This window comes from Amycolatopsis sp. WGS_07, from assembly GCF_045278895.1.
Classification (GTDB): Bacteria; Actinomycetota; Actinomycetes; order Mycobacteriales; family Pseudonocardiaceae; genus Amycolatopsis.
In genome coordinates, this window is record NZ_CP136053.1 from 489,428 (window position 1) to 512,746 (window position 23,319).

The window sequence follows — 23,319 nt, forward strand, 5'->3', positions numbered from 1 at the left end:
AGCAAGTTTCCCTACGCTGGCGGACAGGAGTTCTTCGGAGCGAGGGGGAAACAGTGTCGGAAACAAATATGCCGGAATTGCCGGTCCTGATCGCCGGAGCGGGACCGACCGGGCTCACGCTGGCGTGCGAACTCGCCCGCCGCGACGTCCCGTTCCGGCTGGTCGAAGCGTCCCCCGGCCTGCGCCCGGGCTCGCGCGCCAAGGGGCTGCAGCCGCGCAGCCTCGAGGTGTTCGACGATCTCGGCGTCATCGAGCGCGTGCTCGCCAACGGCCGGTCGGCGATGCCCATCCTGGTCACCGACCCCGACGGGACGACGAGCGGCGGCCCGACCTTCGAGGAACGTCCCGATGTTCCGTACCCCGCCTCGGTCCTCACCCCGCAGTGGCGGGTCGAGGAAACGCTCGGGCTCCGGCTGGCCGACCTCGGCGGCGCGGTCGAATTCGGCACCGCACTCGAGAGTTTCACCCAGTCCGCCGAGGCCGTCACCGCGGTGCTCCGCACCGGCGACCGGACCGAAACCGTCCGCGCGCGCTGGCTGGTCGGCTGCGACGGCGGCCGCAGCGTCGTCCGCAAGCAGGCCGGAATCGCCTTCGACGGCGAGACGAACGAGCGCGCGCGGATGATCGTCGCCGACCTGAAGGTCGACGGTCTCGACCGCGACGCCTGGCACATGTGGCGGTGCAAGGAGGGTTTCGTCAGCCTCTGCCCGCTGCCCTCCACCGACCTCTTCCAGTACCAGGCCCCCATCGGCGGCGACACCGATCTCGACCTCGCCACCCTCCAGGCGATCCTAGACCGGCGCAGCGGCCGCACCGACCTCCGCCTGCACAGCCCGGAATGGACGTCGTTGTGGCGCTCCAACACCCGCCTGGTCGACCGCTACCGCAACGGCCGCGTGTTCCTGGCAGGAGACGCCGCGCACGTGCATTCCCCGCCGGCGGCCAGGGCATGAACACCGGCATCCAGGACGCGCACAACCTCGGCTGGAAACTCGCCGCCGCCTCGCCCGCGCTGCTGGACACCTACGAAGCGGAACGCCTCCCTGTCGCCGCCGGTGTGCTGCGGCTGTCGGCCGCGCGGATGGCCGAAGCCGTCGAGGAGAAGCGCATCCCGATCCGCAGCGACCGGGACACGACCCAGCTCAGCGTCAACTACCGCGATTCCGTCCTGGCCCGCGACGACCGTGCCGAGTCCGCCGAACTGCGCGCGGGCGACCGCGCCCCCGACGCCCCCGCGCTCACCACCACGACCGGCGAACGCCGCCTCTTCGACCTCACCCGCGGCGGCCACTTCACCCTGCTGAACTTCGGCCCCCGGGTCGAAACGCCGCTCCGCGCCTTCCACGTCGTCGCGCATCCCGCCGCCGACGACGAGATCGCCGACTCCGGCAAGCACCTCACCCGCGCGTACTCCCCGACCGACCGCACGCTCGTCCTGCTCCGCCCCGACGGCTACATCGGCCTGATCTCCGACGCCGGCGACCTGTCGGCCGTCACGGAGTACCTCGCCGGGCTGTAAGAACCGCGCCACGGCCCGCTCCTGACTCGCTACGGTGGTGCGTCATGAGCGGGCTGGAGGCGGGCGCCGTCAAGATCGGCGGGAAAATCGCGGCACACGCGGCCAAATCGTGGCTGCAGCGGTGGAAAGACCGAAAAGCTCGCGGCCAAAGCCTGGTCGACCTCGCCGCCAGCGCCGGCCCGCTCGGCCAGGCAAACCTGGACCGCCTGCTGCAGACCATCGGCATCCAGGTCGCGACCGAGCTGGAACCGGTGCTGCGGAACGAATACGCCGCCTTGCCGGAGCACGAAGCCGCCGCCGTGTTCGCCGCCGTCGAGGACGCACTGGGCCAGGTCGACCTCTCCGACGAAGCTCTCCTCGCCGACGACGCCGACGAGGAACAACTGGCCCGCCGCGTCCGCGCCCAATGCCCAGCCAACGAGTTCCTGTCCGCAGCCGGGTCAGCGCTGTACGACGTGGCGCTGGACCAGTCGTGCCGCCACCTGGTGCTGATCGTGCGGCACCTGCCGTCCTTCCAGCCGACCGCGTTGGTCGAGGTGCTGAAACGGCTGAACCAGCAGTCCAACCAACTGGAGGAACTGCTCGCCCGGCTCCCGAAAACCAGCCTGACCGAGGCGGGCACCGACCACGCCCAGTTCCGCAACGAGTACCTGCGGGTGCTGGCGGACACGCTGGACCATCTGGAACTGCTCGGGCTGACGATGGAAAACCAGCCGACGCTGCCGTTGACGGTCGCGTACCTGAGCCTGAGCGTGTCCGGCGAAACCCAGCACTGGCGCGAGACCCGGACACCGGACTGGTTCGACCAGCAGCCCGGCGGCACCGTCCGCGCGGAGAACGCGATCCACCGCTCCGGCCGCACCCTGGTCCGCGGCGAGGCCGGTTCCGGAAAGACGACCCTGCTGGACTGGCTGGCCGTCACCGCCGCCCGCGGCGCGTTCACCGGACGGCTGGCCGAGTGGAACGGTTTCGTCCCGTTCCCCATCCGCCTGCGCAGCCTGCCGGACGGCCCGCTGCCGACGTCGGACGCCTTCGTCGCGCTGGCCGTGCCGACCCTGCGCAACCGGGTCCCGGACGGCTGGGCCGACGAGGTCCTGCGCACCGGCAAGGCGATCGTCCTGGTCGACGGCGTGGACGAGGTGGAACCCGGACGGCGCCGCAAGGTCAAAACCTGGCTGCGCGAACTCGGCTCCAGCTACCCTTCGGCGCGGATCGTGGTCACCTCCCGCACCGCGGCCGCCGACCAGCACTGGCTCACTTCGGAGCGTTTCGACTCGGTCGTGCTCGAACCGATGACCGCCACCGACATCCACGCACTAGTGGAACGCTGGCACCAAGCCGCCGCCCACGTCCGTCCCGACGCGGACCTTGCCGCTGCCCAACGCCGGCTGCTAAGCCAACTCGACAACCGTCCGCATCTGCGTGCACTCGCGGCTAATCCGTTGCTGTGCGCGATGTTGTGCGCCTTGAATCTCGCGCACCGCTCGGAGCTGCCACGTGACCGGATGACGTTGTACCGCAACGCTTTGTCCATGCTGGTGCACATGCGCGACGCCGAGCGCGACATCCCGGTGCTGCTTACCGAACAGCAGAAGCACGTCCTGCTGGGACATCTGGCGTGGCGGCTGACTTCGGGGAACAAGGTCGAGCTGCCGGTGTCCGAGGTCGAGGAACACCTGGAGTACCGGCTGAAGTCGCTGCCTCATGTCGACCACAGCGCCGACGACGTGGTGAAGCACCTGGTGGAACGGAGCGGCGTACTGCGGGCTCCGGTGGTCGGCCGGATCGACTTCGTGCACCGGACTTTCCAGGAGTATCTGGCTGCGAGCGAAGCCACCGAGGCTGGGTATATCGACACGCTGATCGCCAATGCGCATCGCGACACCTGGCGCGAGACGGTCGTGATGGCGTGCGGGCACGCGAAGCACCATCAAGCGACGAAGCTGCTCCGCGAGATCATGGACCGGGCAGACGCCGAGCCTCGACGCGCCCGTCGACTGCGGCTTCTGGCGGCGGCGTGCTTGGAGACGGTCGGGGACGTGGATCCGGACGTGATCGAACGGGTCCGGCGGGCTATCCGGGAGCATCTGGTTCCGCCGCGGAGCATCGTGGAAGCCGAGTCGCTGGCTTCGGTCGGGAGCCAGTTATTGCATTACCTGCCGCAGACCCTCGACGGGTTGAGCGATGCGGTCGCCCACGCGACGACTGCCGCGGCGACGATGTGCGCCGGGGACGAAGCGCTGCCGCTGCTGCGAAATTACGCGCAGGACAAGCGGATCAAGGTGCAACTCAGGCTCGCAGATGCCTGGGAGTACTTCGATCCGGTCCGCTACGCCGACGAAGTCCTCGCCGATTCACCACTCGTCTACGGGCGCATCTGGTTGAGCAACCGCCGGTTGATTCCGCACACGTCGCGGCTGAAGAACCTTACAAAACTGTCGATCAGCTTGTTCGACGTCGATCTGGCCGAAGTCCCGAAGCCACCGGCATTGCACACCTTGTCCCTGCGCTTCGCCGAGCAGCGCACAGTCAGCCTGCTGTCGTTGGCCGAGCATGACCAACTGGAGACCGTGCGGCTCTACGACGCCCGCGGCTACACCGACCTGAAGGTCCTGAAACGGCTTTCCCGCCTGCGGCATCTCACACTGTTCCGCTCCACCGCGTGGCGGAGCATCCGGGTATTCGGCGAGCTTTCCCAACTCACCGGCCTGGGGCTCGACCGCTTGTCCACCATCGACAGCCTCGAGGCCTTGGCGGGCATGGAGAACCTCGCCAAGCTGACCCTCCACGACTGCCGAGTACGGGCGATCACGGCCGCACCGCCTCTCGCCTCGGTGCGAGCATTGGAGTACGGCGGGGAACCAGTCTCCGACCTCAGCACGTTGGCTGACGCGTTTCCCGGGCTCACCGACCTGACCTTGCTCGGAGAGTGCCCGGCCGACCTGGACCCCTTGCGCGCCTTGCCGCTGCGGGAACTCGAGCTGCGCGCCACCAGAGGACTTCAGGCAATGGCGACGCACCCGACGCTGAAGGAATTGACGATCCTTACCGGCGAAGGACCAGTCGACCTGACCCCGTTGAAGGACTGCGAGCTGACACTGCGAGTGGACGAGGACGACGAGCTGATCGGAGTCGACCAGCTCGGCCCCGGCATCAAGCTGGAGCGCCGCTGACTCGGATGCGCCCGCCGCGGTTCCTGGTATCCTGATCACCGGACAAGCAGACTCGATCCAAGAGGATTCGCATCGTGGCAGGTGAAGACGACATCTCCGGGTGAGCCCGGGGCACGGGCCAGCACGGCACCGGCCCCTCGCTGATCCCGCGCGGCGCGAGACCGCGCGCGGAGGTTCCCCGTGCAGGTCACGAGACCCACGGGCGGCGAGGCACCCGACAACGGCAAGCGCACGAGCGCGCCGGTCGGATGAAAGCCCAGGCATCAGCCGGGCGCAGGTCGCGGATGGTCCCACCCATGTCGTCCACAACCACACCCAGCAGGGCATCCCCCTGCCGATCCACCGCGAGGCCGCTCCATGTCCGATCTCCGTATCGTCCTGTCCGGGATTTCCTTCTCCTGGCCGGACGACACCGTCGTCTTCGACCAGCTCTCCGCCACCTTCCCCGCGGGCCGCACCGGGCTTGTCGCGCCCAACGGGGCCGGGAAGTCCACTCTGCTGAAGCTCATCGCCGGGCAGCTCAAACCGTCCGCGGGCAGTGTCACGGTCGACGGCGTCCTCGGGTATCTCCCGCAGGATCTGCCGCTCACCGCCGAACTCACGGTCGCCGAGGTGCTCGGCATCGACGCGATCCTGAAGGCCATCACCGCCGTCGAGGAGGGGGACGCGGCCGAGGAGCACTTCACCACCATCGGCGCCGACTGGGACATCGAGGACCGCACCCGCGCGCAGCTCGACCGGCTCGGGCTTGGCGATCTCGCGCTCGACCGGCTGCTCGGCACCCTCAGCGGCGGCCAGGTCGTCTCGCTCGGGCTCGCCGCGCAGTTGCTGCGCGGCCCGGACGTCCTGCTGCTCGACGAGCCCACCAACAACCTCGACCACACCGCCCGCCAGCAGCTCTACGGCGTGCTTTCCGACTGGTCCGGCTGTCTGCTCGTGGTCAGCCACGACCGTGCGCTGCTCGACCGGATGGACCGGATCGCCGAACTCGGTGCGGACGAAATCCGGTTCTACGGCGGCAATTTCACCGAATACGAGCAGGCCGTGCAGGCCGAGCGGGAGGTCGCGGAGAAGAATATCCGCAACGCCGAACAAGAGGTCAAACGCGAGAAGCGCGAGATGCAGCAGGCCCGCGAACGCGCCGAGCGGCGGGCGAGCAACGCGAAGCGCAATCTGTCCAACGCGGGGCTGCCGAAGATCTTCGCGGGCACCATGAAGCGCAACGCGCAGGAGTCCGCGGCGAAGGCGGACGGCACGCACGCGGCGCGGGTCAGTGCGGCGAAAGCGAAGCTCGACCAGGCTGAGCGGTCGTTGCGGGAGGACCAGAAGATCAGTCTGGAGCTGCCGAAAACGGCGGTTCCGGCGGGGCGCACGTTGTTCGCTGGCAAGCATCTTCGGGTGCGCGGGCTGTTCGCGGGCGAGGGCGCGGACCTGTCGATCCGAGGTCCGGAACGGATCGCGCTCACCGGGCCGAACGGCGTCGGCAAGTCGACGTTGCTGCGGTTGATGCACGGCACCCTCACCCCGGACGCGGGCGAGATCAGCCGTGCGGACGGGCGCATCGCGTATCTGTCGCAGCGGCTCGATCTGCTGGATTCCGGACGCACGGTCGCGGAGAACCTCGCCGACGCGGCACCGGAAATGCTGCCCGCGGACCGGATGAATCTGCTGGCGCGCTTCCTGTTCCGGGGCGCGCGGGCGCATCTGCCGGTCGGGGTGCTGTCCGGCGGGGAACGGCTGCGCGCGACGCTCGCGTGCGTCCTGTTCGCCGAGCCCGCCCCGCAGCTGCTGCTGCTCGACGAGCCGACGAACAACCTCGACCTGGTCAGCGCCGGCCAGCTGGAAAGCGCGCTGAACGCCTACCAGGGCGCGTTCGTGGTGGTCAGCCACGACGAGCGGTTCCTGGCCGAGGTCGGCGTCGGCCGCTGGCTGCGGCTGGAAAACGGGCAGCTGCGGGAAACGGCCGGGATCACGGAATGACCGCCCTGCGCGCGCACGAGATCGTGCGGGTGCTCGGGGGACGGCGGGTGCTCGACGGCGTGTCGGTCACCGCCGCCCCCGGCCGCCGGATCGGGGTGATCGGCGAGAACGGGACCGGGAAGTCGGCCCTATTGCGCGTGCTCGCGGGCGTGGACGCGCCGGAGCGCGGCGAGGTCGAGCGTCCGCCGGATCTTGGCTTCCTGCACCAGGAAATGCCGTTCGACCCGGCCGCGACGGTCGCCGACGTCCTCGACGAAGCCCTCGCGGCGGCCCGCGAGGTGGTGGCCGAACTCGACCGGGTCGCCGCGCTGCTCGCCGAAACACCCGAGGACGCCGCGTTGCTGACCGAGTACGCCGAACTGCTCGACCAGGCACAGCGGCATGAGGCGTGGGACGCGGACCGGCGGGCGGAGATCGTGCTCACCGGGCTGGGGCTCGCCGCGATCGAACGCGAGCGCACGCTCGGTTCGCTTTCCGGCGGCCAGCGCGGGCGACTCGCGCTGGCCGGGTTGCTGGTCCGCCGTCCGTCCGCGGTGCTGCTCGACGAACCGACCAACCACCTCGACGCCGAGGCCGCCGCGTTCCTCGAAGCCCAGCTGCGCGAACTGCCCGGCTCCGTGGTGTTCGCCAGCCACGACCGGGCGTTCCTCGACGCGGTGTGCACCGACATCCTCGACCTCGACCCGGCCCCGGACGGCCCGGTGCGCTACGGCGGCACTTACACCGAGTACCTCGGCTGGAAACGCGCCGAACGCGAACGCTGGGAACGGCAATACGCCGAAGAGCAGGAAGAGCTGGAGGAACTGCGCGACGCGCTCGGCGTCACCACGCATCGGGTCGCGCCGGGACGGCTGGCGCCGGACAACGAGAAAATGGGCCTCGGCCGCAGGTCCGGGCGTGTGCAGAACCAGGTCTCGAAGCGAGTCCGGGCCGCCACGCGACGCCTCGACGAGCGGGAACGCGCCCAGCTCCCCGCACCACCGCCCCCGCTCCGGTTCCATCCGAACGCACTGGCGGTCGAAACCCCGCAAGAAACCCTTGCCACGCTGGATAATGTGCGTCTTCCGGAGAGGCTTTCCCTGGACCGCCTGGAGATCCGCACGGACACCCGGTTGCTGGTCACCGGCCCGAACGGCGCGGGAAAGTCAACGCTGCTTCTCCTTCTCTCCGGAGAACTCAGTACCCCAGGCATCACTCGCCATCCCGGCATCACCACCGGTTTTCTCAGCCAGGACACCACTTTTGCCCGGCCGCAACGCACCGCACGCGCCACGTACCTGGCAAAGCTAGGTCCAGAACGCGTCGCCGCCGTCCCGCTGAACTCGTTGGGGCTGCTGACAAATCGCGAAGCGTCCCGACCGGTCGGCGAGCTGTCCGTCGGGCAACGCCGTCGCCTGGCGCTCGCGCTCCTCATCGCCGACCCGCCGCACCTGCTGCTGCTCGACGAACCGACCAACCACCTCTCCCCCACGCTGTGCGACGAACTGGAGGACGCTCTCGGCACCAGCCCGGGCGCGATCGTGGCCGCCACGCACGACCGGCGGCTGCGCGAACACTGGACCGGGCAAGTGCTCCACATCGGACCCGACCACCGCGCTGCGCCGTTAGAGTGAGCCGCGCCGGACGGATGTCCAGCGAGAAGCTCCGGCAGCGACCACCCCGCGTGAACATCCGCCCGCGAAGGGAACGACCGATGATGCACGAAGTCCTGAGCCGCCACGTCGACTCCGGGTTCGTCCCGGGCGCGGTAGCCCTCGTCGCGCGCGGCGACGACGTCCAGGTGACCGCGGTGGGCTCCCTCGACGTCGAGGGCACCGCGCCGATGGCCCGCGACTCCATCTTCCGGCTGGCCTCCATCACCAAGCCGATCACCGCGGCCGCCGTGCTGGTGCTGATCGAGGACGGCCGGTTCGGTCTGGACGACCCTGTCGCCGAATGGCTGCCCGAGCTGGCCGCCCCGACGGTCGTGCGGACGCCGCAGAGCCCGGTCGACGACGTCGTACCCGCTGAACGGCCAATCACCGTCCGCGATCTGCTGACCTTCCGGGCCGGCTACGGCTTCCCGTCGGACTTCTCGTTGCCGCAGGTCCAGGAGCTGTTCACGGTGCAGACCGACGGCCGCGAGGTGCGGCTGCGCCCAGAGCCGGACGAGTGGCTCGCCCGGCTGGCCCGCATCCCGCTGCTGCACCAGCCCGGCGAGGCCTGGCTGTACGACACCTGCGCGGACCTGCAGGGCATCCTGGTCGCCCGCGCGTCCGGCCAGTCGCTGCCGGACTTCCTGGCCGAGCGAGTCTTCGAGCCGCTCGGCATGGTCGACACCGCGTTCGAGGTCCCCGCGGCCAAACGGCACCGCTTCGCCAGCTACTACCGCGCCGGCGAGAACGGCCTGGAGCTGGCCGACGCCCCGGACGGCCAGTGGCGCGAGGTGCCGCCGTTCCCGGCCGGATCCGGCGGGCTGGCCGGTACCGCGGACGATTGGCACCGCTTTGCCCGAATGCTCCTTTCTGACGGAGAAGGCCTGCTGTCGAAGGAATCCGTCCGGCAGATGACCGCCAACCACCTCACCGCGGAGCAGATCGCGGCCAATCCGGTCTTCCTCGACGGCCAGGGCTGGGGGTTCGGCGGGGCAGTCGACGTCGCGCCGGACCAGCCGTGGCAGGTCCCCGGCCGCTACGGCTGGGTCGGCGGCACCGGAACCAGCGCCTACCTGGTGCCCGCCACCGGTTCGGTCGCGATCTTGCTCACCCAGCGGGCGGTGGACGGACCCGGCGGCATCCCGCAGATGCAGGACTTTTGGCGCGAGGCGGCCGCGCCGGAGTGATCCGCCGCGGGCCGCGCACTGTACTGTGGCCCGCGGGCACGAGGCAACGCGACGAGGGGTCAGACGTGGGCATCTTCGACAAGATCCGCGGCGAGTTCATCGACATCATCGAGTGGACCGACGACAGCCGGGACACCATCGTGTGGCGCTTCCCGCGCTACGAGAACGAGATCAAGATGGGCGCCAAGCTCACCGTCCGCGAATCGCAGGCCGCGGTGTTCGTGAACGAGGGCCAGGTCGCCGACGCGTACCCGCCGGGCATGTACACGCTGCAGACGCAGAACATGCCGATCATGTCCACCCTCAAGGGCTGGAAGTACGGCTTCGACTCGCCGTTCAAGGCCGAGGTGTACTTCGTCAACACGCGGCAGTTCACCGACCTCAAATGGGGCACGCAGAACCCGATCATCCTGCGCGACGCCGAGTTCGGCATGGTCCGGCTGCGCGCGTTCGGCGGCTACGCGGTCCGCGTGGTCGAGCCGGTCGCGCTGCTGAAGGAGCTGGCTGGCACCGACCCGCAGTTCCGCACCGAAGAGGTGTCGGACTACCTGCGCAGCATGGTCATCAGCAAGCTCGGGCCCGCGATCGCGGCCGCGCAGGTGCCGATGCTCGACCTGGTCACCCAGCAGGACCAGATCGCGGGCAAGATCGCGAACGCGCTGAACCTCGAACTGCGCGAGGTCGGCATCGAGATCTCGAAGTTCCTGATCGAGAACATCTCGGTGCCGCCCGAGGTCGAGGCCGCGATGGACAAGCGGACCCAGATGGGCGTGGTCGGCGACCTCGACCAGTACACGAAGTTCCAGTCCGCGAACGCGATCGAGGCGGCGGCGAACAACCAGGGCGGCGCGGGCGAGGGGCTCGGCATCGGCCTCGGCATGGCGCTCGGCCAGCGCGCGGCCGGACCGCAGCAGCAGCCCGCCCCGCAGCAGTACCAGCAGCAGGCTCCCCAGCAGTACCAGCAGCCGCAGTACCAGCAGGCGCCGCCGCAGCCGCAGTACCAGCAGCAGGCCCCGCCGCAGATGCCGCCGCCGCTGCCGCAGGGCGAGCAGTGGTTCGTCGGCGCGAACGGCCAGCAGCTCGGCCCGTTCGACCGCGCGGGCCTCGGCCAGCAGATCTCGGCGGGCACGCTCGCTCAGGACACCCTGGTGTGGAAGGCGGGCATGGCCCAGTGGACCCCGGCCGCGCAGGTGCCGGAGGTGTCCGCCCTGTTCGGGGCGACCCCGCCGCCGCTGCCGCCGTCCTGAGCCGCGTCAACCTTCTGGGGGACCCATGACTGACCCACGCTCCCAGCAGAGCGGAGTGGCCAATACGACCTATCCGTGCGGCGGCTGCGGCGCGCGGCTGGAGTTCGCGCCGGGCACCACGGCCATGCAGTGCCCGTACTGCGGATTCCGGCAGGAAATCGCCGCGGGCGACCGGGAAATCCGCGAGATCCCGTTCGCCGAGCTGGCGAACCTGGCCCGCAAGCCGGTGGGGTCGATCGGCAAGTACGTCTTCGTGTGCCAGCGATGCTCGGCCAGGACGGAGACCAACGAAACCGCCAGCATGTGCCAGTTCTGCGGCGCGCCGCTGGTCATCGACCCAGGTGCGTCCGGGCAGCTGGTGCCCGAGGGCGTGCTGCCGTTCGCGTTCGACCGGCCCGCGGTGAGCACGCACCTGAAGAAGTGGACGTCCTCGCGCTGGTTCGCGCCGACCGCGCTGAAGAAGGTCACCACGGCCGAATCCACGAAGAGCACGTACATCCCGCACTGGACGTACGACTCGCAGACGGTGTCGGTGTACACCGGCGCGCGCGGCGAGTACTACTACGTCACCGAGAGCTACTACGAGAACGGCGAGCGCAAGACACGGCAGGTGCGCCACACCCGCTGGTATCCGGCGCGCGGGCAGGTCGCGCGGAACTTCGACGACGTGCTGGTGCCGGCGAGCACCCAGCTCCCGTTGCCGGAGCTGGACAAACTCGCGCCGTGGCCGCTGCTCGACTCCGCGCCGTACCAGCCGCAATTCCTCTCCGGGCATTTCGCGCTGCGCTACGACATCGAGCCGGAAAACGGTTTCGAGGAGGCGAAAAACCGGATGGCCCCGGTCATCGCCGACGACTGCAAACACGACATCGGCGGCGACACCCAGCGGCTCAATTCGGTCGACACGCAGCACAACAACGTCACCTTCAAGCTGATGCTGCTGCCGGTGTGGGTCGCCACCTATGTGTACGCCGGGAAGAACTGGCAGATTCTCGTCAACGGCCGCACCGGCGAAATCCACGGCCAGCGTCCGTGGAGCAAGGTCAAGATCGCCATCGCGGTGGTGATCGCGCTGATCGTGATCGCGGCGATCGTCTACTTCATCGCGACCAAGGGCCACACCACCGGCACCACCCACCATTCCGTTACCCACCACTGAGTTTCCTTAAAGGATGTGATGTGCCGTGCTCATGGGCATGGTTCTCGGCGACCGCCGCTCCCGCGTTTCGCGGGAGCACGCGGGTTCGCCGCTGTCTTGATCGGCGGGCACCCTCGCCTGCTCTCCGCGAAGCGTCGACGGCTGACCAGCCCTTCGACTCTTCCTGGGAGCACTCATGTCCACCGTCCAGTGGACCGAAAACGGAATACATCACACCGCCCGCTGGCATTCCGAAAACGGAACGCCGCCGCCGGGCCGCATCGCCGTCGTCGATGACCGGCTGACCGCTGCCGCCGCATTGCGTTTCGCCCGCGCCGGCACGGGAATGCTGTGGCGCGGCGACTTTCCGAATGCGCGGCAACTCCTGCGCGCTATGGACCGACGGCTCCCGCAGCCTTCGGGATCCTTCGCCGCGATACGCGCGGCACGTTCGGAACGCGCGACATTGCTAGGAAAAGTCCTGGTCTCCGTGGAGCACGACCATTCGCTGCGTCTCCGCCGAGCCCCCGAAATCCGAGCCGCCTGCCAGCACGCGTTCGGCGGTTTACCCGGCACGCTGATCTCGTTGCGTGAACTTCTCGGCGCCCTCAGCGCTTATCAATGGCATCAGAAAGGCATCCAGATCAAGGCATTGGACGCGCGGCTGTATCCGGCGTACAGCGTGTTCACGCCGACCCGCGCCGAATACCTGGATCTGGTCGCGCAGGAACCGTTGCCCGGCAAGGGTTCCCCGGTCGTCTTCGACATCGGCACCGGCACCGGAGTACTCGCCGCCATTCTCGCCCGGCGCGGGGCCGCCAAAGTGCTGGCGACCGACGTCAACCCGCGCGCCGTGCGCTGTGCCAGGGACAACCTGCGTCGGCTCGGCCTGTCCGATCGGGTTCAGGTCCTCGAAACCGACCTCTGGCCCGTCGGACAGCGGGCTGATCTGGTCGTCTGCAATCCGCCCTGGCTGCCCGGAAACCCGGCCTCGGCACTGGAACTCGGGATCTACGACGCGTCGTCCGCCATGCTGCACCGCTTCCTCGACGGCCTGCCCAGCCATCTGACGCCGCACGGCGAAGGCTGGCTGATCCTGTCGGACCTGGCCGAACACCTTGGCCTGCGGACCCGGGACGAACTGCTCGCCCGGATCGCGGCGGCGGGCCTGCGGGTCGCCGGACGTCGCGAGACCACGCCACGGCACCGGCGGGCCACGGACAGTGCCGATCCGTTGCACGCACAGCGTTCCCGGGAGCGGACGGCACTCTGGCGGTTAACCATGTCCAGAGCGTGACCCGGCGTTTCCACACTGGACTACACCAATCGAATATCCTCGCCGGAGACACGGGGAGGGACGATGCCCGGACCGGGTTTTGCCGTACCACGCCGGGAATTCGTGCGGACGCTGCTGCATCGCGGCAGCCCGCCGGAACGCCCGGACGCCGGGGAGGACCTCGCCGCGGTCGGCGACGCGACGCTGGCCCGCGCCGCGCGGTACTGGGTCGTCGTGCCGATCGCCTACCGGATCGCCGCGTTCGTGAAGGTGTTCATCGGATTCGCCGCGGCCAACGGCAGCATCGGACTGGTTCCGGTGCTGCCCGCGGCCGCGCTGGGCGTCACCGCGAACGCCGCGTTCCTGTGGTGGCTGCTGCACTCCGGCGGCCTGCCCGCCCGGCGCACGCGGCGGGTGCTCACGGCGGACCTCGCCTTCGGGCTCCTGCTGAACCTGGCGGTCGCGGTGCTCGCGCCGGATCCGGTGCAGCCGTTCGCGATCGACGTCACCTGGACGTGGCTGGTCGGTTCGGTGGCGATGTGGGCCGGGACGTCCGGGCTGCCCGCCGCGTTGCTGCTGCTCGCCGCCGCGGTCCCGGTGCGCGTCGTGCTGACCGCGGCCGGCGGGCTGCGGCTGGACAATCCGCTCGCGATCAGTCGCTCGATCGGCTGCCTGGTCGCGCTGGCCGTGGCGATCGTGGTGGCGTGCGGGATCCTGGTGCTGCTCGGCGTCGGCACCCGGTTCGCGCTCGACATCGGCCTGCGCCGCGGTCAGGAAGCCGAACGCAGGCGCACCCAGCGGCTGCTGCACGACAGCGTGCTGCAGACCCTGGAAGCGCTCGCGATCTCCCCTCCGACGACGCCGACCACGCCGCCGAACGGCTAGCCCAGCTGCGCTCGGTCGCGCACGCCGAAGCCGCCGAACTGCGCCGCAGCATCACCGAACCGATCGACCCGAGCACCCGCCGCGGCTTCGTGGTCGAACTGGCCGACGTCGCCGCCGACATGGCCCGCGAAGGCCTCCGCACCCAGCTAGTGGCCGCTGATTTCGCCGACGACGACCGACTTTCCGCCGATCGCCGCACCGCAATGTGCGAAGCGGTACGAGAAGCGCTGCGCAACACGGTGAAACACGCCGGGACAAGCCGGGTCGTGCTCCGCGTAGAGGAACGCGACGGCGGCACCGCGGTAGTTGCCAGGGACCAGGGCCGCGGCTTCGACGTCCGCGAACGCGGCCCCGGCTTCGGCATCCAGCAGTCGATCGAAGCCCGGCTGGCCGAGGTGGGCGGTACCGGAAGAGTGGAATCAACGCCGGGACACGGAACCCGGGTAACGCTGTGGGTTCCGCATTGACCGGCAAGACGAGCTGAATCCGGCGTTTGGTGTCTGCAATCGCGTACACGCACCATCCGCGCATGCTGAATAATCCAGCCGTTCGACGGTTCGGTTCTCGCGTCCGCGCGCCCCATAATGAAAGGTCGGGCACGACCAAGGCCAGCTGCGGGAGCGCTTGCATGGACACGCCGGACGAGGCACGCACGAATCGGGCGGAGCGGAATCGCCGGATGCTCGAATCGTGGCGGGCCGGTGCGTCGATCACCGAGATCGCCAGGGAACACGGGCTGTCGCTGAGCTGGACCGGGCGGCTGCTGCGGCAGGAAGGCGCCGTGCTGCCGGAAATCCGGCAGGGCGTGCGCCGGGAACTCGACGTTCCGCGAATAGTCCGGGAGTACGAATCCGGCGAAACTATTCAGCGGATCGCGAACGCGCACAAGGCGTCGTACGGAACCATCCGTCGCTTGCTGCTCCGGGAAAAAGTCGCCATTCGCCCACATGGCGGCCAGAACGCTCTCAATCGGCGCAAGACCGGCGACACCCAGCGTCACTGACCCATTTAGGTGGGTGAGACGGGACTCTTTCCGTTTCTTTCGCCGCCTTGACCAGGTAAGGAGGAATAATCGGGGGTGGGGAATGTCTGAAGCACGGCCAGGGGCAGCGGCGACGTCCAGCAGACCAGTGCGGGCGCCGGTCCAGCTTCCGCCGGCGCCGCCGGTGCTGCTCGGCCGCACCGAGGAACTGGCCCGGCTGGACGAAATCCGGATCCGATCCGATCCCGCGCCGTCCGTCGTCGTGCTCACCGGGGTCGGCGGAATCGGCAAAACCGCGCTGGCCCTGCACTGGCTGCACACCCATCGCCACCGATTCCCCGACGGCATCCTCTGCGCGAGATTTTCCGCCGAGGGCACCGAAACCGCGGAGACCGCGAGCGGCGTGCTGCACGGTTTCCTTTCCGCACTGGGAGTTCCGGCTGACGACATCCCCGCCGCGCCCGCCCAGCGCGCCGCCGAATTCCGCGCCGTGACCGCGGATCGGCGGTTCGCCGTCCTGCTCGACGACGTCGGGCACAGCGGCGACGCCCGCGCCGTGCTGCCGTCGAGCGCGAACGCGTTCGTGGTGGTCACGAGCCGGTCCCAGCTGACCAGCCTCACCCTCGACGGCGCGGAAATCCTTCCGCTGGAACCGCTTCCGGACAAACCGGCCCGCGAGGTCCTCGCCCGCCGCTCCGGACAGCGCCAGATCAGCAAGGAGGACACGGAAACCCTGCTGACCGCGTGCGCCGGCCTTCCGCTGGCGCTCGCCATCACCGGCGCGAGACTGCGCGTGCGGCCAAGACGCAACCCGAACCAGGAAGCCCGCCGCGGCCGCATCCGGCGATTCGGCGATTTCACCGACCTCACAACGGTTTTCGACGCCTCCTACGCCGCGCTCGACGATTCGGCCGCCCGGCTTTACCGAACCTGCGGCATTCTCCCCGGACCGCACCACGCCGTCGACGCACTCGCCGACACGCTCCAGAGTTCGCCCGCCCGCCTGGACGACGCCGTCGACGAACTGGTCGAAGCCAACCTCCTCCACGAGCTGGAGGACGAAACCGTGGCACAGCACGACGTCGTCCGCCACGACGCCCGCGTCCGCGCGGAACGGCAGGACGCCGAAACGGACCGCGACTACCTCGTGCACCGCTACACTCGTTGGTACCGCGACCAAACCGTCACCGCGAGCACGCTCATCCACCCTTTCCGGCCGAACTTCGCCGCCGAGACCGTCGCGGAGACCGGATCCTTCGCCGACCGCGACCAAGCAGTCCGCTGGTGGCGCCGGGACCGGTCGGTCATCAACGCCGTCGCGAACGCCGCCTCGGCCCACGGCTGGGACGAGGAACTGTGGCAGCTCGCCGAAGCGTCGTGGGGATTTTTCCTGCACCACCGGGATTACGAACCGTTTCTCAACCTGTGCACGGCCGGTCTCGCAGCCGCCCGGCGATGTCAGCTGCCGTTGGTGGAAGCCCGGATGCACAGTCAGATCGGTTACGTGCACGAGCGGATGCGGCGCTTCGAGGAGGCTGCCGCCCACCACGCCGCCGCACTCGAAATCGGCGAGCGGGAGCAGCACGGGCCGACCCAGGCCACCGCGCTTTCCCGGATGGCCAGGGATGCCCGCGCCCGCGGCGACCTCGAAGCCGCGCTGGAGTTGTACGAGCGCAGCGCCGAGAAACACGGCGAAATCGGCCGGCCGCGCGGAGTCGGCATGGCCCGGCGTCGTCGCGGCGACCTGCTGGCTGCCTTGGGCCGCGAGGACGACGCGGTGCGCGAGCTGACCGAAGCCGCCGCCATCATGGAAGAAGCGGGCGACGCCAGCCAGCTCGCGCGCACGGTCATCTCGCTCGCCGCGATCCACGCCCGGCGCGGCGACTACGACCGCGCGCACGCCGAGCTGATGAGCGTGCTCGAGGGCGTGGAACGGCTTCAGTCACCACACTTCCAGGCGGAAGTTCTCACCGCACTCGCCGCGCTCGAACGGGGCCACGGCGACGAGGCAAGCGCCGAGCGCCGTCTCGAGCAAGCCCGCCTCCTCAGCGGGGACTCCGCCGAGCCGCCGCACTGACCACACTGCCCCGCCCGACCAGCGCACCGCCGCGGCGATCGCCCCCGGCCACGCCGCGATCAGGTCGTCGGCCTCGCCCGCGGTCGCCGCCCTGCCGCTGGACCGGACCACGACGTCCGCGCTGGCCGCCCAGCGGGGCCCGGCCAGTCCAACGTCCGCGACCAGCACCGGCACGCGCCGCCCGGGCAGCACCAGCCGGACGCGCGCGAGTCCGGCGGTCACGCGTCCCGCCCGGGCAGCGGCCGGGGCACCGCGGGCAACGGCGGATACGCCGGCGCGCTCGGTTCGGACAACTCCAGCAGCCGGTACATCGCCGACCGCAAGATCCCCGCCGAGCAGTCGATCCTTCCGCTGACGACCGGCAGCACCTCGGCGGCGAGCCTCGGGGCCGCGGCGATCGCGGCCCTCTCCTGGGGTTCGAGCGGCCGGTTCAGCTCCAGCGGCTTCGCGTGCGCCCGCACGACGTCCGCGACACTGCCGGCTTGCGGCCGCCCGTCCGGCAGCGACGCGAGCGTCACCGGCCGCCCCACCGCCGCCGCGTAGCCCGTGGTCGACCCATGGTCGCCGATCACCCAGTCCGCCGCGATCATCGTCGCCTGCCACCCCTGTTCGGGCGGGATCACCCGCAGACCCGCTTCCTGGCATCCGCCGAGCCACGCCGTGACCTGACGCCGCCCGTGCACCGCCCAAATGTTCGGGTGCAACACGGCTGCCACCGCGTAGCGTTCTCGCGGGAGCGCGGCCATGATCGCCTCGTACATCGTCGGCACCCGGCCGAACGCCGAATCAGTGAACCAGGTCGAACTCAAAACCACCAGCCGCCGCGAGCCGACGCCCAGCGCCCGCCGATACCGCTCGCGCAGCCCGAACGCCGCCCGCATCCCGTCCAGGCAGATGTCGCCGGCCACGACCGCCGCGGGCAGTGCCTCCGGGCACCGCTCCCGCAGCACCTCGACCTCGGCGTCGGTGCCGAGACCCAGCACCGAGGGCAGCACCCTTCCGCGAAACGTGAGCGACTGCCGCTCGATCGCGGTCGTCTCGACGGTCGCCCCGCCCGCCTGCCTGCTGAAGCGCCGGCCCGGTATCCGCCCGACCCCGTGCCCGATCAGGAGCAGCGGCCCCCGCACCTGGTCGATCTGCTGGTCGGAGGCGGCGAGCACCAGATCGAACCGGTGCGCGACCGCCTGTTCCCACGGGAGCAGCAGACCGTGCTTGCCCCGCACGTACTCTTCCGCCCCGGCCCACCGGTCGACACTGTGCGGCACGGTGAACATGACCTGCACCCGAAGGTCCCGCTCGAGCAGCGAGATCAGCTCGACCAGCCGGGTCCCGATCGTCACGGTCGGAACGACCGCCAGCACCGTACGGCAGCCCGGCCGCGTCACCCGCGAAGCAGCGTCGAGGCCGATCGGACCGCGTACCCACACGTCGTGCGCCATTCTTCATCCCCTCTTCTCCAGAAGCCGACGAGCCGAGCCTGCGAGCCGGTCCTGACCGGAGACTTCCCGCGACTGGACACAAAGCGGACCGGAACCGGACAAGACAATTCCCCGGATGATCGTTATCCCGAAGCGGTCGCCGATGCCCCGGATCAATGCGAAACTGGGCAATCGACGAGGGAGGACGTCGAATGGACTTCGCCTACGGAATTCTCGGGCAGACTGCGGTGCGGATGCACGGGAAGATGAATGAGCAGTCGGGAACGCCGCAAACCCGGAATATTCTCGGAATCCTGCTCACTCGGCCGGGCCAGCGCTTTTCCCGGGACGCTCTCCTCGCCTGGGCCTGGGACGACGATCTGCCAGGCAACCCGCAAGACGCCCTGTACAAAGCAGTGCACCGCCTGCGCGAAAGCCTCTCCGAAGCGGACTTGCCCGCGTCGATCACCCGCTCCGGAGACGGCTACCTCGTCGATCTCGACGAGAGCATGGTGGATGTCGCGGTTTTTCGGAAACGAATGCGAAAGGCACACGAAGCAGCCGATTCGTTCGATCATGAAACAGCGTATGAATCAGCCGCCTCCGCGCTTTCCCTGTGGCGCGACGAGCCACTGGCTAGCCTCCGCACCGAACGCGCGGACAATTGGCGCGAGGACAAAGTAAAGTCCATGTTGCTCCCCGCGCGCGAACTGCTCGTGCGCCAATTGCTGGCACTCGGCCGCCCCGACGAGGCCGCGGGCTGGATGCAGGAACTGGCCCCGGAACACGCCAGCCGCCTGGCGTTCGTCCAGCTGCAGATCCAGATCTACTACGCGCTCGGACAGCCCCAGCAGGGCCAGAGCTACTACCTCGACGCCAGCCGCCAGTTCCGCGAAGCCGCCGACGACACCGCCAAGACCCTGCTGCACTCGTTCCACACGGAAATCCGGGAGAGCTACGAGAACCCGCCCGCCCCGCCTGCCCCCGTTCCGACGCGCGCCACGCCGCCGCCCCATCCGCTCCCCCGCGACCTCCGGGGATTCATCAGCCGCGACAGCGCGCTGGAAACGCTGGACCAGTGGCTCCGGCCCGGTTCGCCGACCCGATCGCCCGCCGTCGTGCTCAGCGGTCCGCCCGGCATCGGGAAGACCAGCCTCGCGGTCCACTGGGCCTACCGCGCCGCGAACTGGTTCCCGGACGGAACGATCTACCTCGACCTGCATGGTTTCGGCCCCGCCCCGCGGCTCGAACCGTCGGACGTGGTCGACCGCCTGCTCCAAGACCTCGATTACCCGGTCGACCACGTGCTGGGCGCGGCGGCGAGGGCCGCGGCGTTGCGGCAGCAGCTGACGGGCCGCTCCGTTCTGGTGATCCTCGACGACGCCGAGAACTCCGACCACGTCGATCAGTTGCTGAACGTGCTGTCCGAATGCGCGGTGATCGTCACCTCGCGCCGCCGGCTCAGCGCATTGGTCCGGCGGCACGAACTCGCCGCGCTGAGCCTCGACCGCCTCGACGACCGCGAGTCCCTGGAGCTGCTCGTCCGGCGCTTGCGAGGCCGCGGGGAACGGGAACCCGATGCGGCACGCCGGATCGCACATCTCTGCGACGGCCTGCCGCTCGCGCTCACTCTCGTCGCCGAGAACGCCGCACGCCGCCCGGGCCTGAGCCTCGCCACGATGCTCGACCAGCTGCGCGATCCGGAAAGGCTGCTCAGCATCGGCGACGACGGCGACGACCGAAGCCTGCGCGCCGCGTTCTCGTCGTCGTACCAGCTGCTCGAACCGCCGAGCCAAGCCGTCTTCCGGCTCTTCGGCCTCCATCCCGGAGCGGAAATCCACCTCGACACCCTGATGTCCGCGGCCGGGCTGCCCGCCGCGGCGACCCGGCGAGCGCTGGAGACCTTGGTCGGCCTGCACCTGGTCGACCAGCCCGGCGACACCGATCGCTACCGGATCGTCTCGATTTTCCACCGCTACGCCCAGACGCTGAGCAATCAGGACTACGACCCACGACCATTGCGGCGTCTGCTGTCGCATTACTACTGCACTGCGGACCACGCCCACCGGATGGCGCACCCGCACCGCGACCGCCCGCCGCGGCTCGACCCGGAACCCGGCATCCACCCGACGCGGTTCACGACCTCAAACGCGGCAACGCAATGGTTCCTCCGCGAGCGAACGAACCTGGCCGCCCTCGCAGACCTCGCGGAGCGGCACCGTCATTTCGAAATCGCGTGCATGATGCCGCACCTCATTGCGGATACCCTGGCGAAATATGGGTTCTATGACGAAATGAGCAGCGGTTTAGCCGTCGCAGCTCGGGCTGCTCGGGAGAACAAGGATTCTCACGCGGAAGCATCGACCCTGAATGACCTCGGCGAACTCAACCTCATCCTCAGCAACTACCAAGCAGCCGAGAACGCGCTGCACCAAGCGCTGGAACTCGCCACGAACGACGGATCGCCCATCGGGGTGTTGACAGTCAACATCAACTTCGCTCGGCTGTACCGGCAAACCGGGCGCTTCGCGGAAGCGATCGCGCTCTTCCGGCGCTGCATCACTCACGCACAGCGCAACGGCGACCCCGTCCGCGAGGCGAAGGCAGAGCAGTATCTCGGCGAAACACTGGCCGAACTCGACCAGTACGAACAGGCGCTGCCGCACTACCACCGCGCACTCCACCTGCGCGCGCTGACGGGCGACACCGCCGGCCAAGCCACGACCTACACGACGCTCGCCGAACTCCATCTTCGAGAGGAACAATTCGCCGTCGCGCACCGCCATTGCCAGCTGGCACAAGCCCAGATCGCCGGAGACCTGACCGCCACGATGCGACTGCGCACCGTGCAGGCGCGGCTCGCGGCGGCCGAGCGCGACGATCGGGCCGCGCTGCGGTTGTCGCAGGAAGCCGTCGAACTGGCCGCACGAGCCCACAATGCGACCGGCCAAGCTCGGGCGTTGGAGGCGTTCGCCGAGATCCTGTACTCGCGAGGGAATCGCGAAGACGCTGTCGACGCGTGGAGTCGCGCCGCGGCCTTTTACCGGGGCCGTGGCAAGGACGCCAAGGCCGATCGGGTCGAGGAACGGCTGGCGGTGGCCCAGGATCCACACGCGATTCCACAAGCGAGGGACGGCGAGCGCACGGTAGCCATGCCCGCGCCGCGTCGGTCCACCATCACGAACGGGTGAATCACTCATAGCCACTAGAAGAACCGACCGCGGTGCGAGAGTATCCCCGGGCGAGCTATCACCATTTGCAGACACGTACTCTAAGTAGGTCCGATTCACCGGCCGCACGGATACCGCGATAGCTTGTGCCCCGCGACGTCCACGTTTCGCGTAGGCGTCTGACCGACGTTCCCCATGAGGAGATTTCGTTGTTCCATCCAGTTGCGGCGTTCGCCGAGTATGCCCCGTGGTTCACCGTAGCCGCAGGAGCACTTTCGGCGTGGTGGCGGTGCTGATTTACCGCTGAATCCGGCGCTGGCGTTGCAATTACTACGATTTCCGTAACCGCAACGCCAGCGCCGGACAAGCCGCAGCAGCTCGGCGGGCTTCCGCCAGCAGCGGTGCCGGCACCGTTTCTCCCCGTACTACCGGGTAACCCCATTCGTCCACAGTGATCAGTTCCGGCAGGATCTCCGCGCACAAACCGTGTGCCCGGCAAGCGATCGGGTCGACCGTCAGGCGGGTCATGCCGCACCTGCGCTAACCCGGCACGAGCCCGAAGTCAGGTGGGACCGGACGTCGGGCGCGAAGACTCGCAGGGCGCTCACGGCCAGGCGGGCCGCGCCGTCCGGGTGGGCGCAGGCGCCGCGGCCGGTGAGGAGTGGGAGGCGGCGGGCCAGGCGGCCGGTTGAGTCTCGGCCGGCCAGCAGGTCGGCGAAATCGGCGGCGATGGCGGGGAGTCCGAACATGCACGGTCCACATTGGCGGGCCGATTCGGCTGCCAGTCCGGAAAGAATGGTCGCGGTCAGTTCGATGCCGCAGCTCAGGTCCGGGAGCAGGTACAGCGACGACAGGCCTGGTTCTCGTCCGAGCGGCAAGGGGTCGGCCAGCGAGCGCGGCATCCAGGTGCCGCCGTAGCCGCCGATCAGGACTGCTTGTGCGGTAACGGATCCACCGGCGCGGGCGAGGATCGTGGCGATCGGGGTGTCGGAGGGGACTTCCAGGACGCCGGGGCGGGTCGCGGCACCGGTGACGGTGACTAGATCAGTAGCGCGATAGCGGTCCGCGCCGATTCGGGCGACGAGCGCGAATCGGGCCAAGGTTTCGACATTCTGCACTAGCGTCGGACGGCCACGCAGGCCGCGTTCGGTGGGGCGCGGGAATTTGCCGGTCGGGCGGGCGTCGCCGGTGGCCAGGAAACGCACCAGGGCGGTTTCTTCGCTGGCGACGTATCGGGACGGAACCGTGATCAGTTTGACCGGTATGGGGTCTCGTCGTTCAGCTAAGGCAGCCTGAACACTTCGGTTTCCTTCGTGGAGACAGAGAAAAGCTTCGGTCGCGCCGACAGCTTGAGCGGCGACTTGAATTCCGTCCAGGACCAAGTGCGGGGCTAGCTCCAGCAGTGCGCGATCCTTGCTGCTGAACGGATCGCTCTCACAACCGTTCGCGACCACAATGGACCGCCCCGGTGCGACAGAGCGCAGTTTCACCGCGGACGGGAAGCCAGCTCCGCCTCGGCCACGGATACCGGCGGCGTCGATCTCGTGGATCAGCGCGGCACGGTGCGTCGCGGGGAGTCCGCCGTGGATAGACAGGTGGGTGGCAAGGTCTTGCCGGTAAAGGGGAAGCACGT

13 protein-coding genes and 2 pseudogenes are annotated in these 23,319 nt (G+C 69.2%); 12 read left to right on the forward strand and 3 right to left on the reverse strand.

The features are described 5' to 3' along the window. Window positions 1-68: 68 nt before the first annotated feature. The 11 genes and pseudogenes from RPX00_RS02220 (at window position 69) to RPX00_RS02270 (ending at window position 17,098) form a co-directional block, all read left to right on the forward strand. Window positions 69-1,519 (forward strand): annotated as a pseudogene (locus tag RPX00_RS02220) (FAD-dependent oxidoreductase). Between the two features lie 44 nt (window positions 1,520-1,563). Beyond that, a complete protein-coding gene (locus tag RPX00_RS02225; protein ID WP_406636968.1) occupies window positions 1,564-4,692 on the forward strand; it encodes an NACHT domain-containing protein in 3,129 nt (1,042 codons plus the stop codon). A gap of 357 nt (window positions 4,693-5,049) precedes the next feature. Next, window positions 5,050-6,672 (forward strand): ribosomal protection-like ABC-F family protein, encoded by a 1,623-nt coding sequence (abc-f, locus tag RPX00_RS02230; RefSeq protein WP_406636970.1) that lies wholly within the window; start codon window positions 5,050-5,052, stop codon window positions 6,670-6,672. Next, window positions 6,669-8,285, forward strand: coding sequence for an ABC-F family ATP-binding cassette domain-containing protein (locus tag RPX00_RS02235; RefSeq protein ID WP_406636972.1), 1,617 nt, complete (start codon window positions 6,669-6,671; stop codon window positions 8,283-8,285). The genes abc-f and RPX00_RS02235 overlap by 4 nt, the downstream gene beginning before the upstream one ends. A gap of 80 nt (window positions 8,286-8,365) precedes the next feature. Beyond that, complete coding sequence (locus RPX00_RS02240) at window positions 8,366-9,493, forward strand: serine hydrolase domain-containing protein (protein ID WP_406636974.1); 1,128 nt, start codon at window positions 8,366-8,368, stop codon at window positions 9,491-9,493. 65 nt (window positions 9,494-9,558) lie between these two features. Beyond that, window positions 9,559-10,740 carry an SPFH domain-containing protein gene (locus RPX00_RS02245; protein ID WP_406636976.1) on the forward strand — a complete coding sequence of 394 codons (1,182 nt, stop codon included), beginning with the start codon at window positions 9,559-9,561 and terminating at the stop codon, window positions 10,738-10,740. Between the two features lie 25 nt (window positions 10,741-10,765). Next, window positions 10,766-11,899 carry a hypothetical protein gene (locus RPX00_RS02250; protein ID WP_406636978.1) on the forward strand — a complete coding sequence of 378 codons (1,134 nt, stop codon included), beginning with the start codon at window positions 10,766-10,768 and terminating at the stop codon, window positions 11,897-11,899. A gap of 175 nt (window positions 11,900-12,074) precedes the next feature. Then, on the forward strand, window positions 12,075-13,175 hold the full coding sequence (locus tag RPX00_RS02255) for a methyltransferase (protein WP_406636980.1): 1,101 nt from the start codon (window positions 12,075-12,077) through the stop codon (window positions 13,173-13,175). A gap of 63 nt (window positions 13,176-13,238) precedes the next feature. Continuing rightward, window positions 13,239-14,506, forward strand: a pseudogene (locus RPX00_RS02260) (sensor histidine kinase). 161 nt (window positions 14,507-14,667) lie between these two features. Then, a complete protein-coding gene (locus RPX00_RS02265; RefSeq protein ID WP_406636982.1) occupies window positions 14,668-15,042 on the forward strand; it encodes a helix-turn-helix domain-containing protein in 375 nt (124 codons plus the stop codon). Window positions 15,043-15,124: 82 nt separating this feature from the next. After that, window positions 15,125-17,098, forward strand: coding sequence for a tetratricopeptide repeat protein (locus RPX00_RS02270; protein WP_406636983.1), 1,974 nt, complete (start codon window positions 15,125-15,127; stop codon window positions 17,096-17,098). A gap of 218 nt (window positions 17,099-17,316) precedes the next feature. Here RPX00_RS02270 and RPX00_RS02275 read toward each other — a convergent pair whose 3' ends face one another. Next, window positions 17,317-18,537, reverse strand: a complete 1,221-nt coding sequence (locus tag RPX00_RS02275; RefSeq protein WP_406636985.1) for a hypothetical protein — start codon at window positions 18,535-18,537, stop codon at window positions 17,317-17,319. Window positions 18,538-18,728: 191 nt separating this feature from the next. Between RPX00_RS02275 and RPX00_RS02280 the strand changes: the two genes are divergently transcribed. Beyond that, window positions 18,729-21,707, forward strand: coding sequence for an AfsR/SARP family transcriptional regulator (locus tag RPX00_RS02280; RefSeq protein WP_406636987.1), 2,979 nt, complete (start codon window positions 18,729-18,731; stop codon window positions 21,705-21,707). A 309-nt stretch (window positions 21,708-22,016) separates the two neighbouring features. Here RPX00_RS02280 and RPX00_RS02285 read toward each other — a convergent pair whose 3' ends face one another. Both RPX00_RS02285 and RPX00_RS02290 read right to left on the reverse strand, forming a co-directional pair. Beyond that, on the reverse strand, window positions 22,017-22,214 hold the full coding sequence (locus RPX00_RS02285) for a ferredoxin (RefSeq protein ID WP_406636989.1): 198 nt from the start codon (window positions 22,212-22,214) through the stop codon (window positions 22,017-22,019). Further along, entirely contained in the window at window positions 22,211-23,317 is a 1,107-nt protein-coding gene (locus tag RPX00_RS02290; RefSeq protein WP_406636991.1) for an NADH-ubiquinone oxidoreductase-F iron-sulfur binding region domain-containing protein, read from the reverse strand. The genes RPX00_RS02285 and RPX00_RS02290 overlap by 4 nt, the downstream gene beginning before the upstream one ends. Window positions 23,318-23,319 lie beyond the last annotated feature (2 nt).

Excerpts from the sequence above, each read along its gene's own strand:
- RPX00_RS02255 (WP_406636980.1), top strand. The coding sequence starts at position 12,075 with ATGTCCACCGTCCAGTGGACCGAAAACGGAATACATCACACCGCCCGC.
- RPX00_RS02265 (WP_406636982.1), top strand. The coding sequence starts at position 14,668 with ATGGACACGCCGGACGAGGCACGCACGAATCGGGCGGAGCGGAATCGC.
- abc-f (WP_406636970.1), top strand. The coding sequence starts at position 5,050 with ATGTCCGATCTCCGTATCGTCCTGTCCGGGATTTCCTTCTCCTGGCCG.
- RPX00_RS02225 (WP_406636968.1), top strand. The coding sequence starts at position 1,564 with ATGAGCGGGCTGGAGGCGGGCGCCGTCAAGATCGGCGGGAAAATCGCG.
- RPX00_RS02270 (WP_406636983.1), top strand. The coding sequence starts at position 15,125 with ATGTCTGAAGCACGGCCAGGGGCAGCGGCGACGTCCAGCAGACCAGTG.
- RPX00_RS02285 (WP_406636989.1), bottom strand. The coding sequence starts at position 22,214 with ATGACCCGCCTGACGGTCGACCCGATCGCTTGCCGGGCACACGGTTTG.
- RPX00_RS02275 (WP_406636985.1), bottom strand. The coding sequence starts at position 18,537 with ATGGCGCACGACGTGTGGGTACGCGGTCCGATCGGCCTCGACGCTGCT.
- RPX00_RS02280 (WP_406636987.1), top strand. The coding sequence starts at position 18,729 with ATGGACTTCGCCTACGGAATTCTCGGGCAGACTGCGGTGCGGATGCAC.
- RPX00_RS02240 (WP_406636974.1), top strand. The coding sequence starts at position 8,366 with ATGATGCACGAAGTCCTGAGCCGCCACGTCGACTCCGGGTTCGTCCCG.
- RPX00_RS02235 (WP_406636972.1), top strand. The coding sequence starts at position 6,669 with ATGACCGCCCTGCGCGCGCACGAGATCGTGCGGGTGCTCGGGGGACGG.
- RPX00_RS02250 (WP_406636978.1), top strand. The coding sequence starts at position 10,766 with ATGACTGACCCACGCTCCCAGCAGAGCGGAGTGGCCAATACGACCTAT.